Annotated in this window: 14 protein-coding genes; 8 read left to right on the forward strand and 6 right to left on the reverse strand. The window is 48.1% G+C overall.

Annotated features, from left to right (window positions below):
* Window positions 1–122: 122 nt before the first annotated feature.
* Together M0415_RS01645 and M0415_RS01650 are read left to right on the forward strand one after the other, a co-directional pair.
* Window positions 123–761, forward strand: coding sequence for a GNAT family N-acetyltransferase (locus tag M0415_RS01645; protein ID WP_089067400.1), 639 nt, complete (start codon window positions 123–125; stop codon window positions 759–761).
* Window positions 754–1,059 carry an Mpo1-like protein gene (locus tag M0415_RS01650; RefSeq protein ID WP_089067401.1) on the forward strand — a complete coding sequence of 102 codons (306 nt, stop codon included), beginning with the start codon at window positions 754–756 and terminating at the stop codon, window positions 1,057–1,059. The genes M0415_RS01645 and M0415_RS01650 overlap by 8 nt, the downstream gene beginning before the upstream one ends.
* Before the next feature lie 1,654 nt (window positions 1,060–2,713).
* On the opposite strand, the gene M0415_RS01655 is transcribed toward M0415_RS01650, so the two are convergent.
* Both M0415_RS01655 and M0415_RS01660 read right to left on the reverse strand, forming a co-directional pair.
* Window positions 2,714–3,100, reverse strand: a complete 387-nt coding sequence (locus M0415_RS01655; protein ID WP_249555892.1) for a DUF3301 domain-containing protein — start codon at window positions 3,098–3,100, stop codon at window positions 2,714–2,716.
* The gene (locus M0415_RS01660; protein ID WP_249555891.1) at window positions 3,097–4,110 is read right to left on the reverse strand and encodes a DUF3549 family protein; all 1,014 of its coding nucleotides are present in this window, start codon (window positions 4,108–4,110) and stop codon (window positions 3,097–3,099) included. Before M0415_RS01660 ends, M0415_RS01655 begins: the two co-directional genes overlap by 4 nt.
* A 146-nt stretch (window positions 4,111–4,256) precedes the next feature.
* Between M0415_RS01660 and M0415_RS01665 the strand changes: the two genes are divergently transcribed.
* A complete protein-coding gene (locus M0415_RS01665) occupies window positions 4,257–4,577 on the forward strand; it encodes a YqcC family protein (RefSeq protein WP_220056133.1) in 321 nt (106 codons plus the stop codon).
* Entirely contained in the window at window positions 4,564–5,418 is an 855-nt protein-coding gene (gene truC / locus M0415_RS01670) for a tRNA pseudouridine(65) synthase TruC (protein ID WP_249555890.1), read from the forward strand. Before M0415_RS01665 ends, truC begins: the two co-directional genes overlap by 14 nt.
* Before the next feature lie 132 nt (window positions 5,419–5,550).
* On the opposite strand, the gene M0415_RS01675 is transcribed toward truC, so the two are convergent.
* A complete protein-coding gene (locus M0415_RS01675) occupies window positions 5,551–5,724 on the reverse strand; it encodes a hypothetical protein (RefSeq protein ID WP_086902369.1) in 174 nt (57 codons plus the stop codon).
* Between the two features lie 123 nt (window positions 5,725–5,847).
* Here M0415_RS01675 and M0415_RS01680 point away from each other — a divergent pair, with 123 nt between their 5' ends.
* From M0415_RS01680 to M0415_RS01695, 4 genes are all read left to right on the forward strand, one after another.
* Window positions 5,848–6,312, forward strand: a complete 465-nt coding sequence (locus M0415_RS01680; RefSeq protein ID WP_249555889.1) for a flavodoxin — start codon at window positions 5,848–5,850, stop codon at window positions 6,310–6,312.
* Window positions 6,264–7,745, forward strand: a complete 1,482-nt coding sequence (locus M0415_RS01685) for a PTS transporter subunit EIIC (RefSeq protein WP_249555888.1) — start codon at window positions 6,264–6,266, stop codon at window positions 7,743–7,745. Before M0415_RS01680 ends, M0415_RS01685 begins: the two co-directional genes overlap by 49 nt.
* Window positions 7,746–7,961: 216 nt before the next feature.
* Window positions 7,962–8,777 carry a formyltetrahydrofolate deformylase gene (gene purU / locus M0415_RS01690; RefSeq protein ID WP_023267379.1) on the forward strand — a complete coding sequence of 272 codons (816 nt, stop codon included), beginning with the start codon at window positions 7,962–7,964 and terminating at the stop codon, window positions 8,775–8,777.
* Window positions 8,778–8,985: 208 nt separating this feature from the next.
* Window positions 8,986–10,914 carry an HD domain-containing phosphohydrolase gene (locus M0415_RS01695; RefSeq protein WP_342190447.1) on the forward strand — a complete coding sequence of 643 codons (1,929 nt, stop codon included), beginning with the start codon at window positions 8,986–8,988 and terminating at the stop codon, window positions 10,912–10,914.
* 152 nt (window positions 10,915–11,066) lie between these two features.
* On the opposite strand, the gene M0415_RS01700 is transcribed toward M0415_RS01695, so the two are convergent.
* The 3 genes from M0415_RS01700 to glnD form a co-directional block, all read right to left on the reverse strand.
* Window positions 11,067–11,420 carry a DUF3718 domain-containing protein gene (locus M0415_RS01700; RefSeq protein ID WP_089067411.1) on the reverse strand — a complete coding sequence of 118 codons (354 nt, stop codon included), beginning with the start codon at window positions 11,418–11,420 and terminating at the stop codon, window positions 11,067–11,069.
* Between the two features lie 222 nt (window positions 11,421–11,642).
* The gene (dapD, locus tag M0415_RS01705; RefSeq protein ID WP_011623395.1) at window positions 11,643–12,467 is read right to left on the reverse strand and encodes a 2,3,4,5-tetrahydropyridine-2,6-dicarboxylate N-succinyltransferase; all 825 of its coding nucleotides are present in this window, start codon (window positions 12,465–12,467) and stop codon (window positions 11,643–11,645) included.
* A gap of 18 nt (window positions 12,468–12,485) precedes the next feature.
* Window positions 12,486–15,071 carry a bifunctional uridylyltransferase/uridylyl-removing protein GlnD gene (gene glnD, locus M0415_RS01710; protein WP_089067412.1) on the reverse strand — a complete coding sequence of 862 codons (2,586 nt, stop codon included), beginning with the start codon at window positions 15,069–15,071 and terminating at the stop codon, window positions 12,486–12,488.
* Window position 15,072 lies beyond the last annotated feature (1 nt).

The following is a 15,072-nucleotide window of genomic DNA, read 5'->3' on the forward strand; positions in this document are numbered from 1 at the left end:
TTTATTTAGGGTATGCAACTCACTGAAAAATGCAATCTATGATTAAAATTTGCACTTTTTTGTTTCCTTGATACAGTGATAATTACTCCTAAGAGTGTGATCTAAATCAAGGAATTCTAAAAATGGACAATAATACCTTGGATGAGTGCCGTGCAGTTTATCTCACCGCCGAAGATTTACGCCTCGCCGCTTCGATTCTCTACAACGCCTATCATGACGACCCTTTCTTTGTGGATGCTTTATCCACTTCAGACAAATTCGCCTACGAACAAAAATTACGTGCCGCAATCCGTGAAGAGTTGAATGCGCTCTGGCAGGAGAAGCAAGCCTTAATTGGGCTGTTTGATCAAACACGCTTAGTTGGTGTTGCCTGTGTGGTCACTCAGGAAGTGCCCCTCGGGGAGGGCCGCTATTGGCACTGGCGACTCAAGATGTTGCTTGGTACAGGCTGGCAATCGACTCAGGCGATAATGAAGAAAGAATCGAGCATCGTCGAGCTGCTACCGAGCGAGCACTGCGGGATCCTACAATTTATTGCCCTTGCGCCTAATGAGCAGGGAAAGGGGTTAGGTCATCAACTTGTGCAAGCCGTAGTAAGTTGGTGCGATGAGCAGCCCGAACTTGAGGGGATTGGGGTCTTTACTACTCAAGAAGCCCATAGCCAGTTATTTATGCAACATGATTTTGTCTCCCTCGGAGAATTGAGCATAGGCAATGTGGCCGGACAATTACTTTTTTACACGGGCCAACAAGATGAATGAACCTTACCGCTCCTTCGCTGAGTTTTACCCTTTTTACCTCTCACAGCACCAGGACTTGAGCTGCAGGCGATTGCACTTTATTGGCAGTTTTATAGTGCTCCTGTTATTCGTCGCTGCGCTGGTTTTCGCAAATGGTTGGCTTTTACTGTTTATCCCCTTAGTGGGATATGGTTTTGCTTGGGTGGGACACTTTGTGTTTGAGCATAATCGCCCCGCGACATTCCAATATCCCTTGTACAGTTTGATGGGTGATTGGGTGATGTTTGCACAAATTATCACCGGTAAGTTGAAGTGCTAAATATCCCTGACCAGTGAGAAGCTGACACCCGTGTGAGAGATCGCTTACAAAGCCTGTAGGATAAAATGTTTTCTTACTGACTGTTTTGTAATCACAGCTTTTAAAGTGTATTTAAAATCATAGTGTTATGTTTTAATAAAGCTTGATTGTATGAAAAGTGCGCTAGTGTGTGTTCTTTAACCGAAACAAAAATAGCGAGAACCACGTAGAATTAACTCATCGCCAAAGCAAATGGACAGCAGGGATTGCAATACAGGCGAGAGGGACGCAAGAAGCGACGAATTCAGGTTCTTGGATTTGAACCACTGACAGTAGGAAAACTGTCATCTGCCTAGGATAGGCTAAGGAAAAGCAAGGCTGCTTTCTCATGGATGATAGAGGACGTTGTATCTGCTGGGATAGCAGGTTTCAGGATGAAAAGGACAAGCTTAAGGATTAAGCGTTACTGGATGCAGGAAGTATCGAGTAAAAGGATAAGTATAAGGGTGAACAGCTTGTACTATGGTGAGGAAAGGATTCAGCAGGACGCGATTGGGATGAGTCACTGGATGTGACAGGAGCCGAAATAGGATATTCGGGTCAAAGGATTGAGTGTAGTGGAGACTTCACTGCACAGGGAAATAAAGGGATTAAAGGACGCTTGCAGGGAGCAAACGATCGCAAGGAAGGTGCAGGGAGCACAATCAAGCAGGATGGCTTGCAGAGGATAAATGGGGTGCACATAGTGCGCCCCTTTCTTTTTTCTATTCTCCTACGCCTATTTTTACAATATGTCATAATGTCCACTTTTACGTGCGGTATATCTTAAAATAAAATCTATCGAACGATTTTTACTCTTTTATGCAGTCGCTATTTCCTTTGATGTGTTTAAGCGTCTCGGGATAAATCAATGTTTGTGCCTTCCAACGGCATAAATTGCCCGACTTCTTGTGAGATATATCTCACAAGGCTGTAAGTGATTTGTAAGTTTTTTGACTGACAATGACTACCTAGTTTTAGGTAAGTCACATCTAATCAATATGTTAAGAAATTTTTTCCATTATGAACTTAATATGGCGGCTTACATTTTTATCTTTTGCGAAAGCTTGCCTGCCATAGCTGTCGTAGAATTCATTTGTAGACGGAACTACAGCGAACAGGAAGTTAGCAGTCAGGATGACTGGACAGTGTTTAAGGAATAAACACTGATGGAGTGGTAAGGAGAGACTTTCAGGATGAAAGCGATGCGAACCACGGAAGGAAAGACTATCAGGGATAGATAGCCTAATTGCACAGGATTGCAATGGCACATGGAGTGCAATAGAAAGGATGCTACTGAACCTATTTCACGGATGATGCTGGAACCGCTCAGGAAAGAGCAAGCTTGGTAAAAGGAACGCCAAGAGATAGGGAAGTACGTTGAGTACAGGGAAATATCACGGATTGAACAGGGATGATGCAGGATGCAAGTTGACGCATGGATGGTGCAGGGAGCACGAAAATAGCGGGATAGCTTAACAGAGAACAGAAGGGCGTGGTCTAATGACCACGCCCTTTCTTTTTTGGTATTCGTGCAGATTAAGCTGATTGAGTGCGGATGTAGAGCCGAACTATGGCTTAGTGTTATCCATACAGCTCGGCGTTATCTATTCAGTCAAAGGTTCACTGTAGTGGCTTAATGGCACTTGCCCGAGCTACAGCTACTTTGGCTGCTGCAACCACCAAACTTGCCTTTGGCCATTGGTGCTTCTTGCCATTCTGGCTCTGGGAAAATAGGCCATTCAATCTTTTGCACTTTTTTCCCTAGCATCCAAATATGACCGCGGTATTGATTGATGCCATCGGTGCTGAATTCGAATAGGTATTTTGCCTTCCAACAGATCCCTGTGGTGCCGCCAAGGCTGGGGCGAGCCGTTTCCATTGCGATGGCTAAGAGCTGTACTTTTTGTCGGCAACATTCTTTTTCAGCAAAAATACGGCTCAATTCTGCCATTTGACGTAATTGCCAAAAGAAGGCCGCAACCACAACTAGCGCAATAATTAACAGCAGATCTGACATCATTTACTTGTAGCCTTAAACAAGCCGCCAATGGCCTGTGATAGTTGAACACTCCGATTGGGGTTTCTTAACTCACCCAATAAGTGGTTACGCAAACTGGGAATCGCCACAATATCAGCAAATATCTGATTAAAAAAGGCTTGGGGTTGTCGTGCCAGTGCTTCCAGATAAATACTGCGACTCAGCTCTTGCTTTAATACGGTCCAGTTTCGGCCCGCGATGCTGATGAGTTCATTGGCCTCTAAGCGCTCGGTTTGTTGAAGATGGGCGAGGGCTTGCTGACTCAATTCGGTATGAGAGGCGAGTGCGCGCAAGTAATAGGCTTGGTACTCGGGAGGAGCCGCCACAAACTTAGCGTAAAGCTTATTGGCGAGCGCTTCTGTTAAATGCAGGTGTTCGAGACATTGGCACAGGGCAATTTGTACTTCAATCGCACTATTGTCAAAACTGGCAAGGAGTTGCTGCTCGTGATCTAACTCGCCAAGGCGAACACACACGTCGCTCAAACCTTGCAGGCCAATATGCTGCCATTCACTCGTTGCAATATGTCCCGAGAGATATTGCACTGCAAATTCATATTGAATAGAAGCGCTTAAACCTAACTGTTTACGCACTAAGGCGTTAAATACCGCCAGTTTTTCTTGGCTGGGCTTAAAGCTAAACGGATTGTTAGCGAGGCGATCCTGCTGTTCATCGGTTAATGGCTGAGTCGGATCTTGCCCCAGTGCCGTTAATACCATTTCAATAAACTGTGAGCGCGGCGCAGGCGAGAGCAGTCCTTGTTCGTCTAACGGTAGCTTTAGGAACCAAATAAAGTGCTGTTGGCTCTCATTCCAAAACACGATGGCAAATTGGGCATGCCCTTGGATAGGGTAAGGGTAGGGCGTGACTAATGATTCGATTTGATGGAAGGCCAGCATATCGATGTGCTGCACTCTTCGTCCTAATTCATAGACTTGGAATTGGGTTTTGGCTGTCGTTAAAAATTGGCTAAGCGTGGTAATTTCAGTCATTTGGCTGCCATATCAATCAAAAAGGCTCAATAAATTGGCGACATTATAGGGGGAAGTTGTCCGCGATGGTATGATTGCCACAGTTTTATCGCCTCAGTCGCAGCGCTTAATTGTTGAATGACTGTGGCTTAATGGACCTTATATCTATGCTTTACAGCCAAACTCAAACCAAACTAGCCCAAATTGCCCACGAGCTACAAAGTGCCGGGCTTTGGTCTACTCGTGCGCCCAGTGATGAAGCCATGGCCAGTACGGCGCCTTTTGCCTGCGATCTGATGTCGTTAGAGCAATGGTTGCAGTTTATCTTTATTCCGCGCATGCAAGCCCTTATCGATGCGGGGCAACCGTTGCCAAGCAAAATTGCGATAGCCCCGATGGCGGAACATGTGTGGTCTGAACAAGCGGCGTTAGCGCCTTTAATCGGTGTCTTGAATGAATTGGATATGTTGTTAAATGAACCTAGATGATGATTGGCTGGATATGCCAGAGGATAAATACAACCCAAGCGAGAGCGACGAGCAGTCAGAGCCTGCGCCTGAACTGTGTGTTTTGTATCAAGACGAGCACTTGGTGGCTATCCACAAACCCGCGGGATTATTGGTTCATCGCAGCTACTTAGCACGGCGTGAGCGCTTTTTTGCTATGCAGCTGACTCGTGACTTGGTTGGTTGTCATGTGTTTCCAGTACACCGTTTAGATAGACCCACCTCGGGCGTGTTGTTATTTGCCAAAAGCAGTGAGGTGGCCAACGCCCTTTGCGAGCAATTTGCCAACCACAGTATTGAAAAACAATATTTGGCACTGGTGCGTGGCAATATGCACGAGAGTGGCATTTTGGATTATGCGCTTAAAGTCGAATTGGATGAAGTAGCTGACAAGTTTGCCAATCAAGATAAAGCCGCGCAGGATGCTGTGACTCAATATGAGCCGCTATTAAATACCGAAATTCCTTATCCGTCGGGGCGTTATGCAACCAGCCGCTTCGCGTTAGTGAAACTGAGCCCAAAAACGGGGCGTAAGCACCAACTGAGACGCCATATGGCGCATTTACGCCATCCGATTATTGGCGATACCACCCACGGCGATGGGAAGCAAAATGCGTTTTTCCGCGCGCATTTCGATATCAATCGATTGTGGCTGATTGCGAAGAAGTTAACCTTTAGTCACCCGGTGACACTTGAGCGCTTAAGTATTGAAACCGAGCTTGAGCCAGAATGGGAAACCGTGTTTTCAGGACTGGGCTGGGACGATGCCACGCTTTGTTGCGAACCAAGTGTGTTGATTGCAGAGCAAACGACGACCGTTTAAGGCAATGCTTGTTTAGTCACTAAAGGCGAGTGTTTGCTCGAGGTGACTCCTAGCCTAAGGCGTGTGCTCACTTAAGCTTGCATCTTGGCTATCTGCTTAGTGGCATGCAATTCGTTGCAACATCCGGCGGTCTTAACTACTGGTTGGTTTGAGACTGGATATCAAGCTGGCTAAGTTGGCGTATTCCGCCGGAACGGTTAGCGGGAATTGCAGATTTTGCTGGGCGGCGTGAAAGTAATGTTTGCGTCTAATTTGGGTGGTTTTATGTTGGTGCTTGAGGTGTTTTTGCCTATTGCTCTGTCGCATCAGTTCGCTTCCTCATGCTCAATAACTTGATTTATAAAATTTTTACCTTGTTGCTTGCCTTAAAGCCTCACAATAAAGTAACTTCAGCTAAGTTGCGTTTACGCATGTGGCACGGAGTATATCATGAAAAAAGTTAATCTGGTGTTTGGCACTGTGTATGGTAGCGCACAATTTACCGCCGAAACCTTAGAAAAAGCGCTGACAGAACTAGGTTATGACACCAAATTGTGGCAACCGAATGAAATTAGTCAATTTACGCCGCCACAGGATGAGTTGTTAGTGGTAGTGACCTCGACCACAGGGCAAGGGGATTTACCCGACGATATTCAGCCTTGGTACTATCATCTTAAGGAGACTGCGCCTTATCTGCCTGAGCTGAAATACAGTGTGATAGCTCTTGGCGATTCGAGTTACGATACCTTTTGTGGTGCGGGTAAATCGGTAGATGAATTGCTCAGCGAGCTAGGCGCCAAACCCGTTGTGGCGCGTCTTGAAATTGATGCCTGTGAAACCATGGAACCCGAGGTCGAAGCGATAAAATGGCTGGAAAGCTGGAATCAAATCGTCAAATCCGAACGCGCCGCTTAGGTCATTTCGTTACTCAGCAGTGGTTTAAATTTGCCCAGCGCTTAAGTCAGGCGCTGTTAATTCCTATTGCGATTTTGCCCGCAGCGGGTGTGATGTTGGGCTTAACTGTGAGCCCAATCCCTTTTATGCCCGAGGTGCTAACCGTATTAATGCTGGCGGTTGGCAAGCTGATTTTCGCCATCATGCCCATTTTATTCGCGGTGGCGGTGGCGATAGGGTTTTGCCGTGATCAAGGCATCGCCGCTTTTACTGCCGTATTTGGTTATGGGGTGATGACGGCCACCTTAGCCGCCTTAGCGGATCTCTACCAATTGCCGACCCAATTACTACTCGGCATGGAAACCTTAGACACAGGGATTGCCGGCGGCATGTTGATTGGTGGCGTGACTTGCTTTGCCGTGCGCTGGAGTCAATATATTCGCCTGCCCGCAATTTTCTCCTTTTTTGAGGGGCGACGTAGCGCCTCTTTATTGATTATTCCGTTGGCGATGGGCTTAGGTTATATCCTTGCCCATGTGTGGCCGCCGTTATCTCTGCTCATCGAGCGTGTGTCCGACTGGGCGGTTTACCAAAAACCGGCCATCGCCTTTGGGGTTTATGGCGCGCTCGAACGTTTACTCATTCCCCTCGGTTTGCATCATATCTGGAATGCGCCTTTCTATTTAGAAGTCGGCCAATACCAGTTACAGAACGCTGAAGTGGTTCGGGGTGAAGTGGCGCGCTATTTAGCCGGCGATCCGCAGGCGGGGAATTTAGCGGGCGGTTATTTGATTAAAATGTGGGGACTCCCCGCGGCGGCGCTGGCCATTTGGCGCTGCGCCGATCCCTCAGAGCGTAATCGGGTTGCGGGTATTATGCTTTCCGCGGCGGCGGCCAGTTGGCTGACCGGAGTCACAGAGCCGATTGAGTTTGCCTTTATGTTTGTGGCGCCTTTTTTGTTTCTTATCCATGTGCTGCTGTCGGGGCTGGCATATTTTGTCTGCATCATGCTCGATATTCACCACAGTATTGTGTTCTCCCATGGGCTGGTGGATTTCACGCTGCTGTTTCCCCTCTCGCGCAATACGGGTTGGTTTGCATTCTTAGGGCCGCTGACGGCGGTGATTTATTACCTGCTGTTTAGGGGCAGTATTCTGGCATTTAATTTAAAGACGCCAGGACGACTCGAACCCGATGAACCTCATGGCGCCAAAGAGAGTTTAAGAGCCATCATTGCTGCATTGGGTGGTCGCGAGAATATTGTTGAGCTCAATGCTTGTCTTACCCGGTTACGCTTGAGTGTGCACAGCCCTGAGCTCGTCAATAAAGTGCGGCTCAGCCAGCTGGGTGCTAAGGGCGTGATTGTGATGGGCAAAGGCGTGCAAGTGGTGTATGGCACTAAGGCTGAAACCCTACGCAAAGTCTTACAGCGCTATTTAGATACCCGGCGTTAATATTACATCTTATTGAAATTAATCGCTGATTTATTGTGTTTAATAAAGTTAACTCACAATAAATTCACTTTTTATCACAAAAAATAAGCTTTTCATGCTGTATGAGTGGATTGGCTATGGCACACTCGAATGAGGGATCATAGAGGAGAGCAGATTTTGCAGTCACAGCATGAAGTAGTATCGAACGCGCAACCCGCCTTAGCACGTAAAATTCTGATGACAGATTGCGCCGATGCCCAAGGGCTTATCGCCAAAATCACCAGTGTTTGTTTTAATCATCAGCTTAACATCATTAAAAACAGTGAGTTTGTGGATAATGCTCAGGGGCGATTTTTTATGCGTACTGAGCTTGAGGGGCACTTTAACAGCGAGCAATTACTGCAGGATCTGCGTGAGGTGTTACCCGCCCAAAATCATATGACCTTGGTCAGCGCGGGCAAGAAGCGCATCGTCGTATTAGTCACCAAAGAGGCCCATTGTTTGGGCGATCTGCTGATGAAGGCCTACTATGGCGGCTTGAATGTTGAGATAGCTGCTGTGGTGGGTAATCATGACGTGTTAAGGGAATTGGTTGAAAAATTTGATATTCCTTTTCACCTTGTGAGTCATGAAGGGCTCGACAGAATCCAGCATGAGCAGGCGTTATTGGCCGCCGTGTCGCAATATGCGCCCGATTATCTGGTGCTCGCCAAATATATGCGGGTGCTGACACCGGATTTTGTCGCCGAATATCCAAACCGTATCATCAATATCCATCACTCTTTCTTGCCTGCTTTTATTGGGGCCGCCCCTTACCGCCAAGCTTGGGAGCGAGGGGTAAAGATCATCGGCGCGACTGCGCATTTTGTGAATAATTGCCTCGATGAAGGACCAATCATTAAGCAGGACGTGATCCCCGTCGATCACAGTTACAGCGCGCTTGAAATGGCCAAAGCGGGGCGCGATGTCGAAAAAAGTGTCCTTAGCAAAGCGTTACAGCTAGTGCTGAATGAGCAAGTGGTGGTTTATGGTAATAAAACCATTGTTTTTTAAGGCTAACTTTTTGTATGAGCTTGAAATATAGCTGCGGACTTGCCGACTAAGACTTTAGGATTAACACGCGGCTTTGGGCTTGCTATCAGTAAGGTTACTTGCAATATTTAAGACGTTATCACCTAGTTGCTGCACCTTGAGCCGAACCTCAAGCACTTGATTTGAGATTGTTGTTCGGCCAGTGCATTCATCATGGAAGAGGTGTTTGATGTCTATGAGCCGTAGCCTCATTATAGGAATAAAAGACCTGCCCGAGGATTTACCTTTGTCTTGGGCACGGCTAGATAGTCAGTTTCGGGTGCAGTGCATGAGCCGGGCGTTTTATCAGCGTTGCCAGCGCTCGGCGGCACAGATCATCAATCAGCCGATTTGCCAGTTATTCACTGAATTTAATGCCGAACTTTGTCGTGATATTCTTCAACGTACCGATAACTACATCGGGCTGGTGCTGCGGGATAATCAGGGCATGCGGGTGCATTTTGCCCTGCACGCTATTCCTGAGCAGGGCTGGCAACTCATCCTCTCTGAAATCAATTTCGAAGAATGGCCACTCAAAGGGCTGCATGCCGATTATCGCCAAGCGATTCAAGCGAGCGATGCTTGGTTGCAACATATTGATGATGTGATCCAATCTCCACAGGAACAAGTGTTTAAGGTCGCCGTCGCAAAGGCGATTGCGTTGATGAACAGCCGCTACGGCTTCATTTTGCTGCATAACGATAAATCTAAGTCACTTACCCTCGCGGCCCGTTCGGACTACCCCGAGCCTAAGGTCAACCAGGCCGAATTTGTCGAAGAAAATACTCAAGCCTCAGAGCTGGAAAGTCAGCTCTGGCAAGAATGCGTCAAAGACTACAAACCCATTATTCAGAATAAGTTAGAGAGCAATCGCTCCGATAATCTCCTGTTTGACCGCTTACTGCTGGGCGAGCGCTATCTCGCTGTGCCTATGATTTTCCATAATCGCTTAGTGGGGATAGTGTGTGTGGTGGGGCGCGATGAGCCCTATAGCCGTAACGATGCTCGTTCCTTACTGACCTTTGCCAGTATTTTATGGCACTCGATTGAACTTCCACGAAGTTTAAGGGCGGTGTCTCGCCAGTCCAAAATCATCAAGGCGCAAAAAGAGCAGTTATCCCAATCCTTAACTCAGCTTATCAGCGCGATTTCTGAGGCGTTAGAACTTAAGGATGCCTATACAGCAGGGCACCAAAAGTCGGTGGCACAATTAAGCTACCTGATTGGTGAGAAACTCGGACTTGAGCCGCAGCGTTTAGAGGGGCTAAAAATCGGCGCACTGGTGCATGATATTGGTAAGCTGGCGATACCGTCGCAGATTTTGACTAAACCCTCTAAATTATCCAAAGAAGAGTACGCATTAATTCAAACCCATCCGTTGCATGGAGCCGAAATTGTTGCCGATGTGGAATTCCCTTGGCCGATTAAGCAGATGATTTTGCAGCACCACGAGCGGCTCGATGGTTCGGGTTATCCCTTAGGCTTGAAGGATAAAGCGATCCTTTATGAGGCCAAGATCATTGCCGTGGCCGATGTGGCCGACTCTATCTTGTCCCATCGCCCTTATCGCCCCTCTATGGGGTTGGCTAAAATGACTGAGGTATTAAAAGCGGGTCGAGGCAGCTTGTTTGACGCGAAAATTGTCGATACTTGCTTAGAGATTTTAATCAATCGCGAACTGAGTATTAGTGATCATGTCGGCGCTGCGGTATTGGATCCTGTGGTGTCGGTGACACTCGACCATGAGCTTGCCGATATCAAACGTTTATTAACTGCGGCCCATGCCAAGGTGGCGGTGGTACTCGATGAGAGCCATAAAATCATCGGTGTGATCACTCAGCGCCTAGTGGATTATTGGCTTAGCCCCTTGATTGGCACAGCGGCGGAGCGGGAACACGACAGGGCATTCCTGCGAAAAAAAGCCCATCAAATTATGGAGCACTCAGTGCCTTTGATTAGCGATGTCGCCACCTCTGAAGATGCATTGCAGCTGCTTAACCAAATGGATACTGAGTTTTTGGTCGTGGTGAATAAAGCTCAGCATGCGATAGGTGTGATTGGTTGGCGAACCATCGCCATGGCAAACAAGGATCGCCAAGAGGCGGAGCGGTTGATTTAACATCTTAGGTTTGATTTACCAGCGTTGGTTGGATGAACTGAACCCAAGGTGTCTGCCGCATGTGCTCCAAATCGTCATTAATCGTTCATCCCTTAAATCGATAGCAATAAAAAGGCGTCAAATTGACGCCTAATCTTACCGTGACGTTCAAATTAAAAATTAACGGCATACACCTCATCCATTGAATTTTGGGCGATATCTTTGATGGTGACAGTACCTTGTACATAACGGCCAATACGTTTGGCGGTTTTGTCGGCGCCCTGGCTGAGGGCGAACTGATGGAAGCTTTCACCGTTACAGACTAAACGAGGGAATATCCGAGCTTGGTTGATGCGGTATTCCTGCATAGTGTTGCTAAATGAGATCAGATTATTACTGGCTCCAGCCTTACAAACCGCCACTAAAGTATTTTCTAACTGTGGATCCATGGCGGCAAAAGCGCTTGAGCCTATTCCTATAGTGCAGAGTAGGGCGGCACCGCCCAATTTTACCAATGTTGCTTTCATCTTTAGCTCCTTGACGGGTGAGTAGACCCTTTGAGTAAAGTCTGTTTTTACCGGCCTTGCAGAGGGATTTGGCCGCTGAAGTGTATCTAAATGTGGGGTTGGGAACAGAGTGTGTCTCGGTGTAACTTGATGTGTCTTTGAGGCCTTTGGAGTGTGTTTTTACCATAAAAAATGCCAAGCATTAGCGTGGCATTTTGGCATGGTGTACAGCGTAAATATGGCTTAATCGACGATACGTAACAGTTCGTTGATACCCACTTTACCGCGGGTTTTCGCATCCACTTTCTTAACGATAATCGCAGCGTATAGGCTGTATTTACCGCAAGCCGATGGCAGGTTACCCGATACTACGACAGAGCCAGCTGGTACGCGGCCGTAGTGGATTTCGCCCGTTTCACGGTCATAAATACGGGTACTTTGGCCGATATAAACGCCCATGGAAATCACAGAGCCTTCTTCAACGACAACGCCTTCGACAATCTCAGAGCGTGCGCCGATAAAGCAGTTGTCTTCAATAATGGTCGGACCCGCTTGCAGCGGCTCGAGTACGCCACCGATGCCCACACCGCCAGATAAGTGCACGTTCTTACCGATTTGCGCACATGAGCCAACGGTTGCCCAAGTGTCAACCATAGTGCCTTCGTCAACGTAGGCGCCAAGGTTGACGTAAGAGGGCATTAATACAGTGTTTTTACCGATAAAAGAACCTTTACGTACGGTTGCCGATGGCACCACACGGATGGCCTCGGCTTTAAAGCGGGCTTCGTCATACTCGGCGAACTTTAACGGTACTTTATCGAAATATTTGGTTTCGGCACCATCGATAACCGCGTTATCGAAAATACGGAATGACAGTAATACCGCCTTCTTCAACCATTGATGTACATGCCATTGGCCATCGATTTTCTCGGCGACGCGCAGTTCACCTTTATCGAGCATATTGATGACATTTTGCACATCGTTACGCACGCTTGCGTCAACAGTGCTTGGTGTGATGTCGGCACGCGCTTCAAATGCGGCCTCAATACGTTGGCGTAAAGCCTCCATTTACTTCTCCCGTTTTGGTTAATTGGTTGACTCTGTGTTGATGGCGCTCAGCGCGCTAATCAAGGCTTCCTTGAGCGTATTCTCTTGGGTTTCATTGAGTTGCAAGCCATCATTGGTTTGCAAAATAAAAAAGTCTTCGGCTCGCTCGCCAATGGTGGTGATCTTGGCGGCCAGCAAGATCGTGTTGCAGCGATAAAAAATATCGCCCACTTTAGCTAATAATCCCGGCGTATCCAAGGCGATGAGTTCCATCATACTTGTACCATGACGGTTACTCTCAAGGAAACTCACCTGAGTGGGAACATTAAAAGGTTTCATCTTGCGTGACAGTTTTCTAAAGCGCGGCAACTTAGGGTTATCGCTTGCAAGCGCTTTTTCAAGGGCCTTACGGATACTCTGAATACGTGAGAGCTGGCTCACGGGGGCGCCGTCTTGCTCGAGGATAACGAAGGTGTCGAGGGCGTAATTATCCTTCGATGTCATAATGTTAGCGTCGTGGACGTTGATGTTTTTATTATCGAGTACCGCCATCACAGTCGCGAATAGCTTAGGTCTATCCTGACAGTAGACAAAGAGTTCAGTGCCGCCGCGCGTCGTGTGCTTAGACACTAGCACTAGCGGCTCGTCCAACTGTTTATGCTTAAGGATGGCTTCGGCATGCCAAGCAACCTGATTCGGCTGGTGTCGCAAAAAGTAGTCGGCCTTAAAGCGTTGCCAGAGAGTATCTAAGTCTTTTTCTTTTATGCCGCGCCGCAGTAATTCTTTTTTGGCCTTGGCTTGGTATTCACGCACTCGGGCCCGAATATCGACGGGTTTTTCTTTGCCGCGCGCGAGCACCCTTTGGGTGGAAAAATATAAGTCGCGTAGCAGTGAGCCTTTCCAGTTGTTCCAGGTCTTCTCGTTGGTGGCGCAGATATCGGCGACGGTTAAGCAATATAAATAACTTAAATGCACCGCATCGCGCACCTTGCTGGCAAAGTCGGCCACCACATCGGGATCGGAAATATCGCGGCGCTGAGCAGTTACCGACATCACTAAGTGATTTTCGACCAGCCAAGCGACTAAGCGGCCATCGTGGTCGTTCAAGCCATGGAGCTTACAGAAGGCGAGGGCATCGCTTGAGCCAAGCTTGCTGTGATCGCCGCCGCGGCCCTTGGCGATATCATGGAAAATTGCGCCGAGAACCAACAAACCTTTTTTCGGTAACTGATTGATCAGCACTGAGCCTAAAGGAAACTCTTCCTTCTGCTCCGGCTGTGAGAAGCGCTCGATATTGAGCAGCAATCTGTGGGTATGTTCATCCACCGTGTAGGCATGGAACAGGTCAAACTGCATTTGGCCTTCGATATTGCGCCATGCGGGCAAATAGGCCGACAGCACCCCGTGTTTGTGCATCAGCGATAAGGCCGCGATGCCACGAGGATGTTTTAAAATTTCCATAAAGGCTTGGCGGCACTGCGGATTTTCCTGCAAGGGTTGCAGCTGTGCCCGGCGTGCGCGTCTTAGGGATCTTAGTGTCGGCGCATAAATGCCTTTGATATTGGAGTTTTTAGCGACATGAACAAAGAGGCGTACAATTTCTTCGCCGCTATCGAATAAATCGTCCCTTAGGGCCTCGATAAAGGCACCGCGGCGTTGATAGTTATTGTCAATCGCTTGGATTTCTAAGGCCTTGGTTTGGCCCAGTGTCGCCCGCTTAAACAGTTGCAGCAGCATTTCGTTCAGCTCCATCACGCGGCGTACCGTGCGATAGTAGCGTTTCATCATCTGCTCAACGGCAAGTTGAGTGGCGTCTTCATAACCCATCAGCTCGGCTACTTGGCGCTGAACATCGAACAGCAGGCGATTTTCATCGCGCCCGACCGCCATATGCAGGGCAAAGCGCAGCTTCCACAGAAAATGCTGACACTCGAGTAGCTCTTCTAACTCGGCGGGTTCTAAAAATTCGTATTGAACCAGTTCTTCTAGGCGTGAGGCGCCAAAGTGGCGCATGGCAACCCAGGCGATGGTTTGAATGTCCCGTAGGCCGCCGGGGCAACTTTTGATGTTGGGCTCAAGGTCGAAGGCGCTTGCCTTGGCATGGCGGGCCGTTTGTTCATCACGTTTGGCGATAAAGAACTGGCTCGACGTCCAAAAGTCGCTCTGGCGGATGGCGTCATAGAGTTGATCAAACAGGGATTCTGGGCCTGAGAGTAGCCGAGCCTCGAGCAGGTTTGTGGCGATGGTAATGTCTTCTCGACCCAGATTTAGAGTATCGCTGAGAGTGCGAACACTGTGGCCAATTTCAAGGCTGGCGTCCCATAAAAAGGCGATAAATTCGCTTAGTGCGGTTTCAGCCGCCTGCGATAACTCGCCTTCGAACAGGAATAATAAATCGACATCCGAGTGCGGATGTAACTCGCCGCGACCATAGCCGCCAACGGCAATCAGGGCGATAGGATATTGGTCCAGACCGTGCTGTTGCCAGGCCTGCTTGACGAGGGAATCGACGAACTGACAGCGCTGCGTCACTAGCTCTTCAATCGGGTTTTTGGCCTTGAATCTTGCTAAAAGCGTTTGATTCTGTTCGATTAATGATTGTTTAGCTAGCAGAGCTGTATTCATC

The sequence above is a fragment of the Shewanella sp. 10B genome (assembly GCF_023475885.1).
In the GTDB taxonomy this organism is placed as follows: Bacteria; Pseudomonadota; Gammaproteobacteria; order Enterobacterales; family Shewanellaceae; genus Shewanella; species Shewanella mangrovisoli.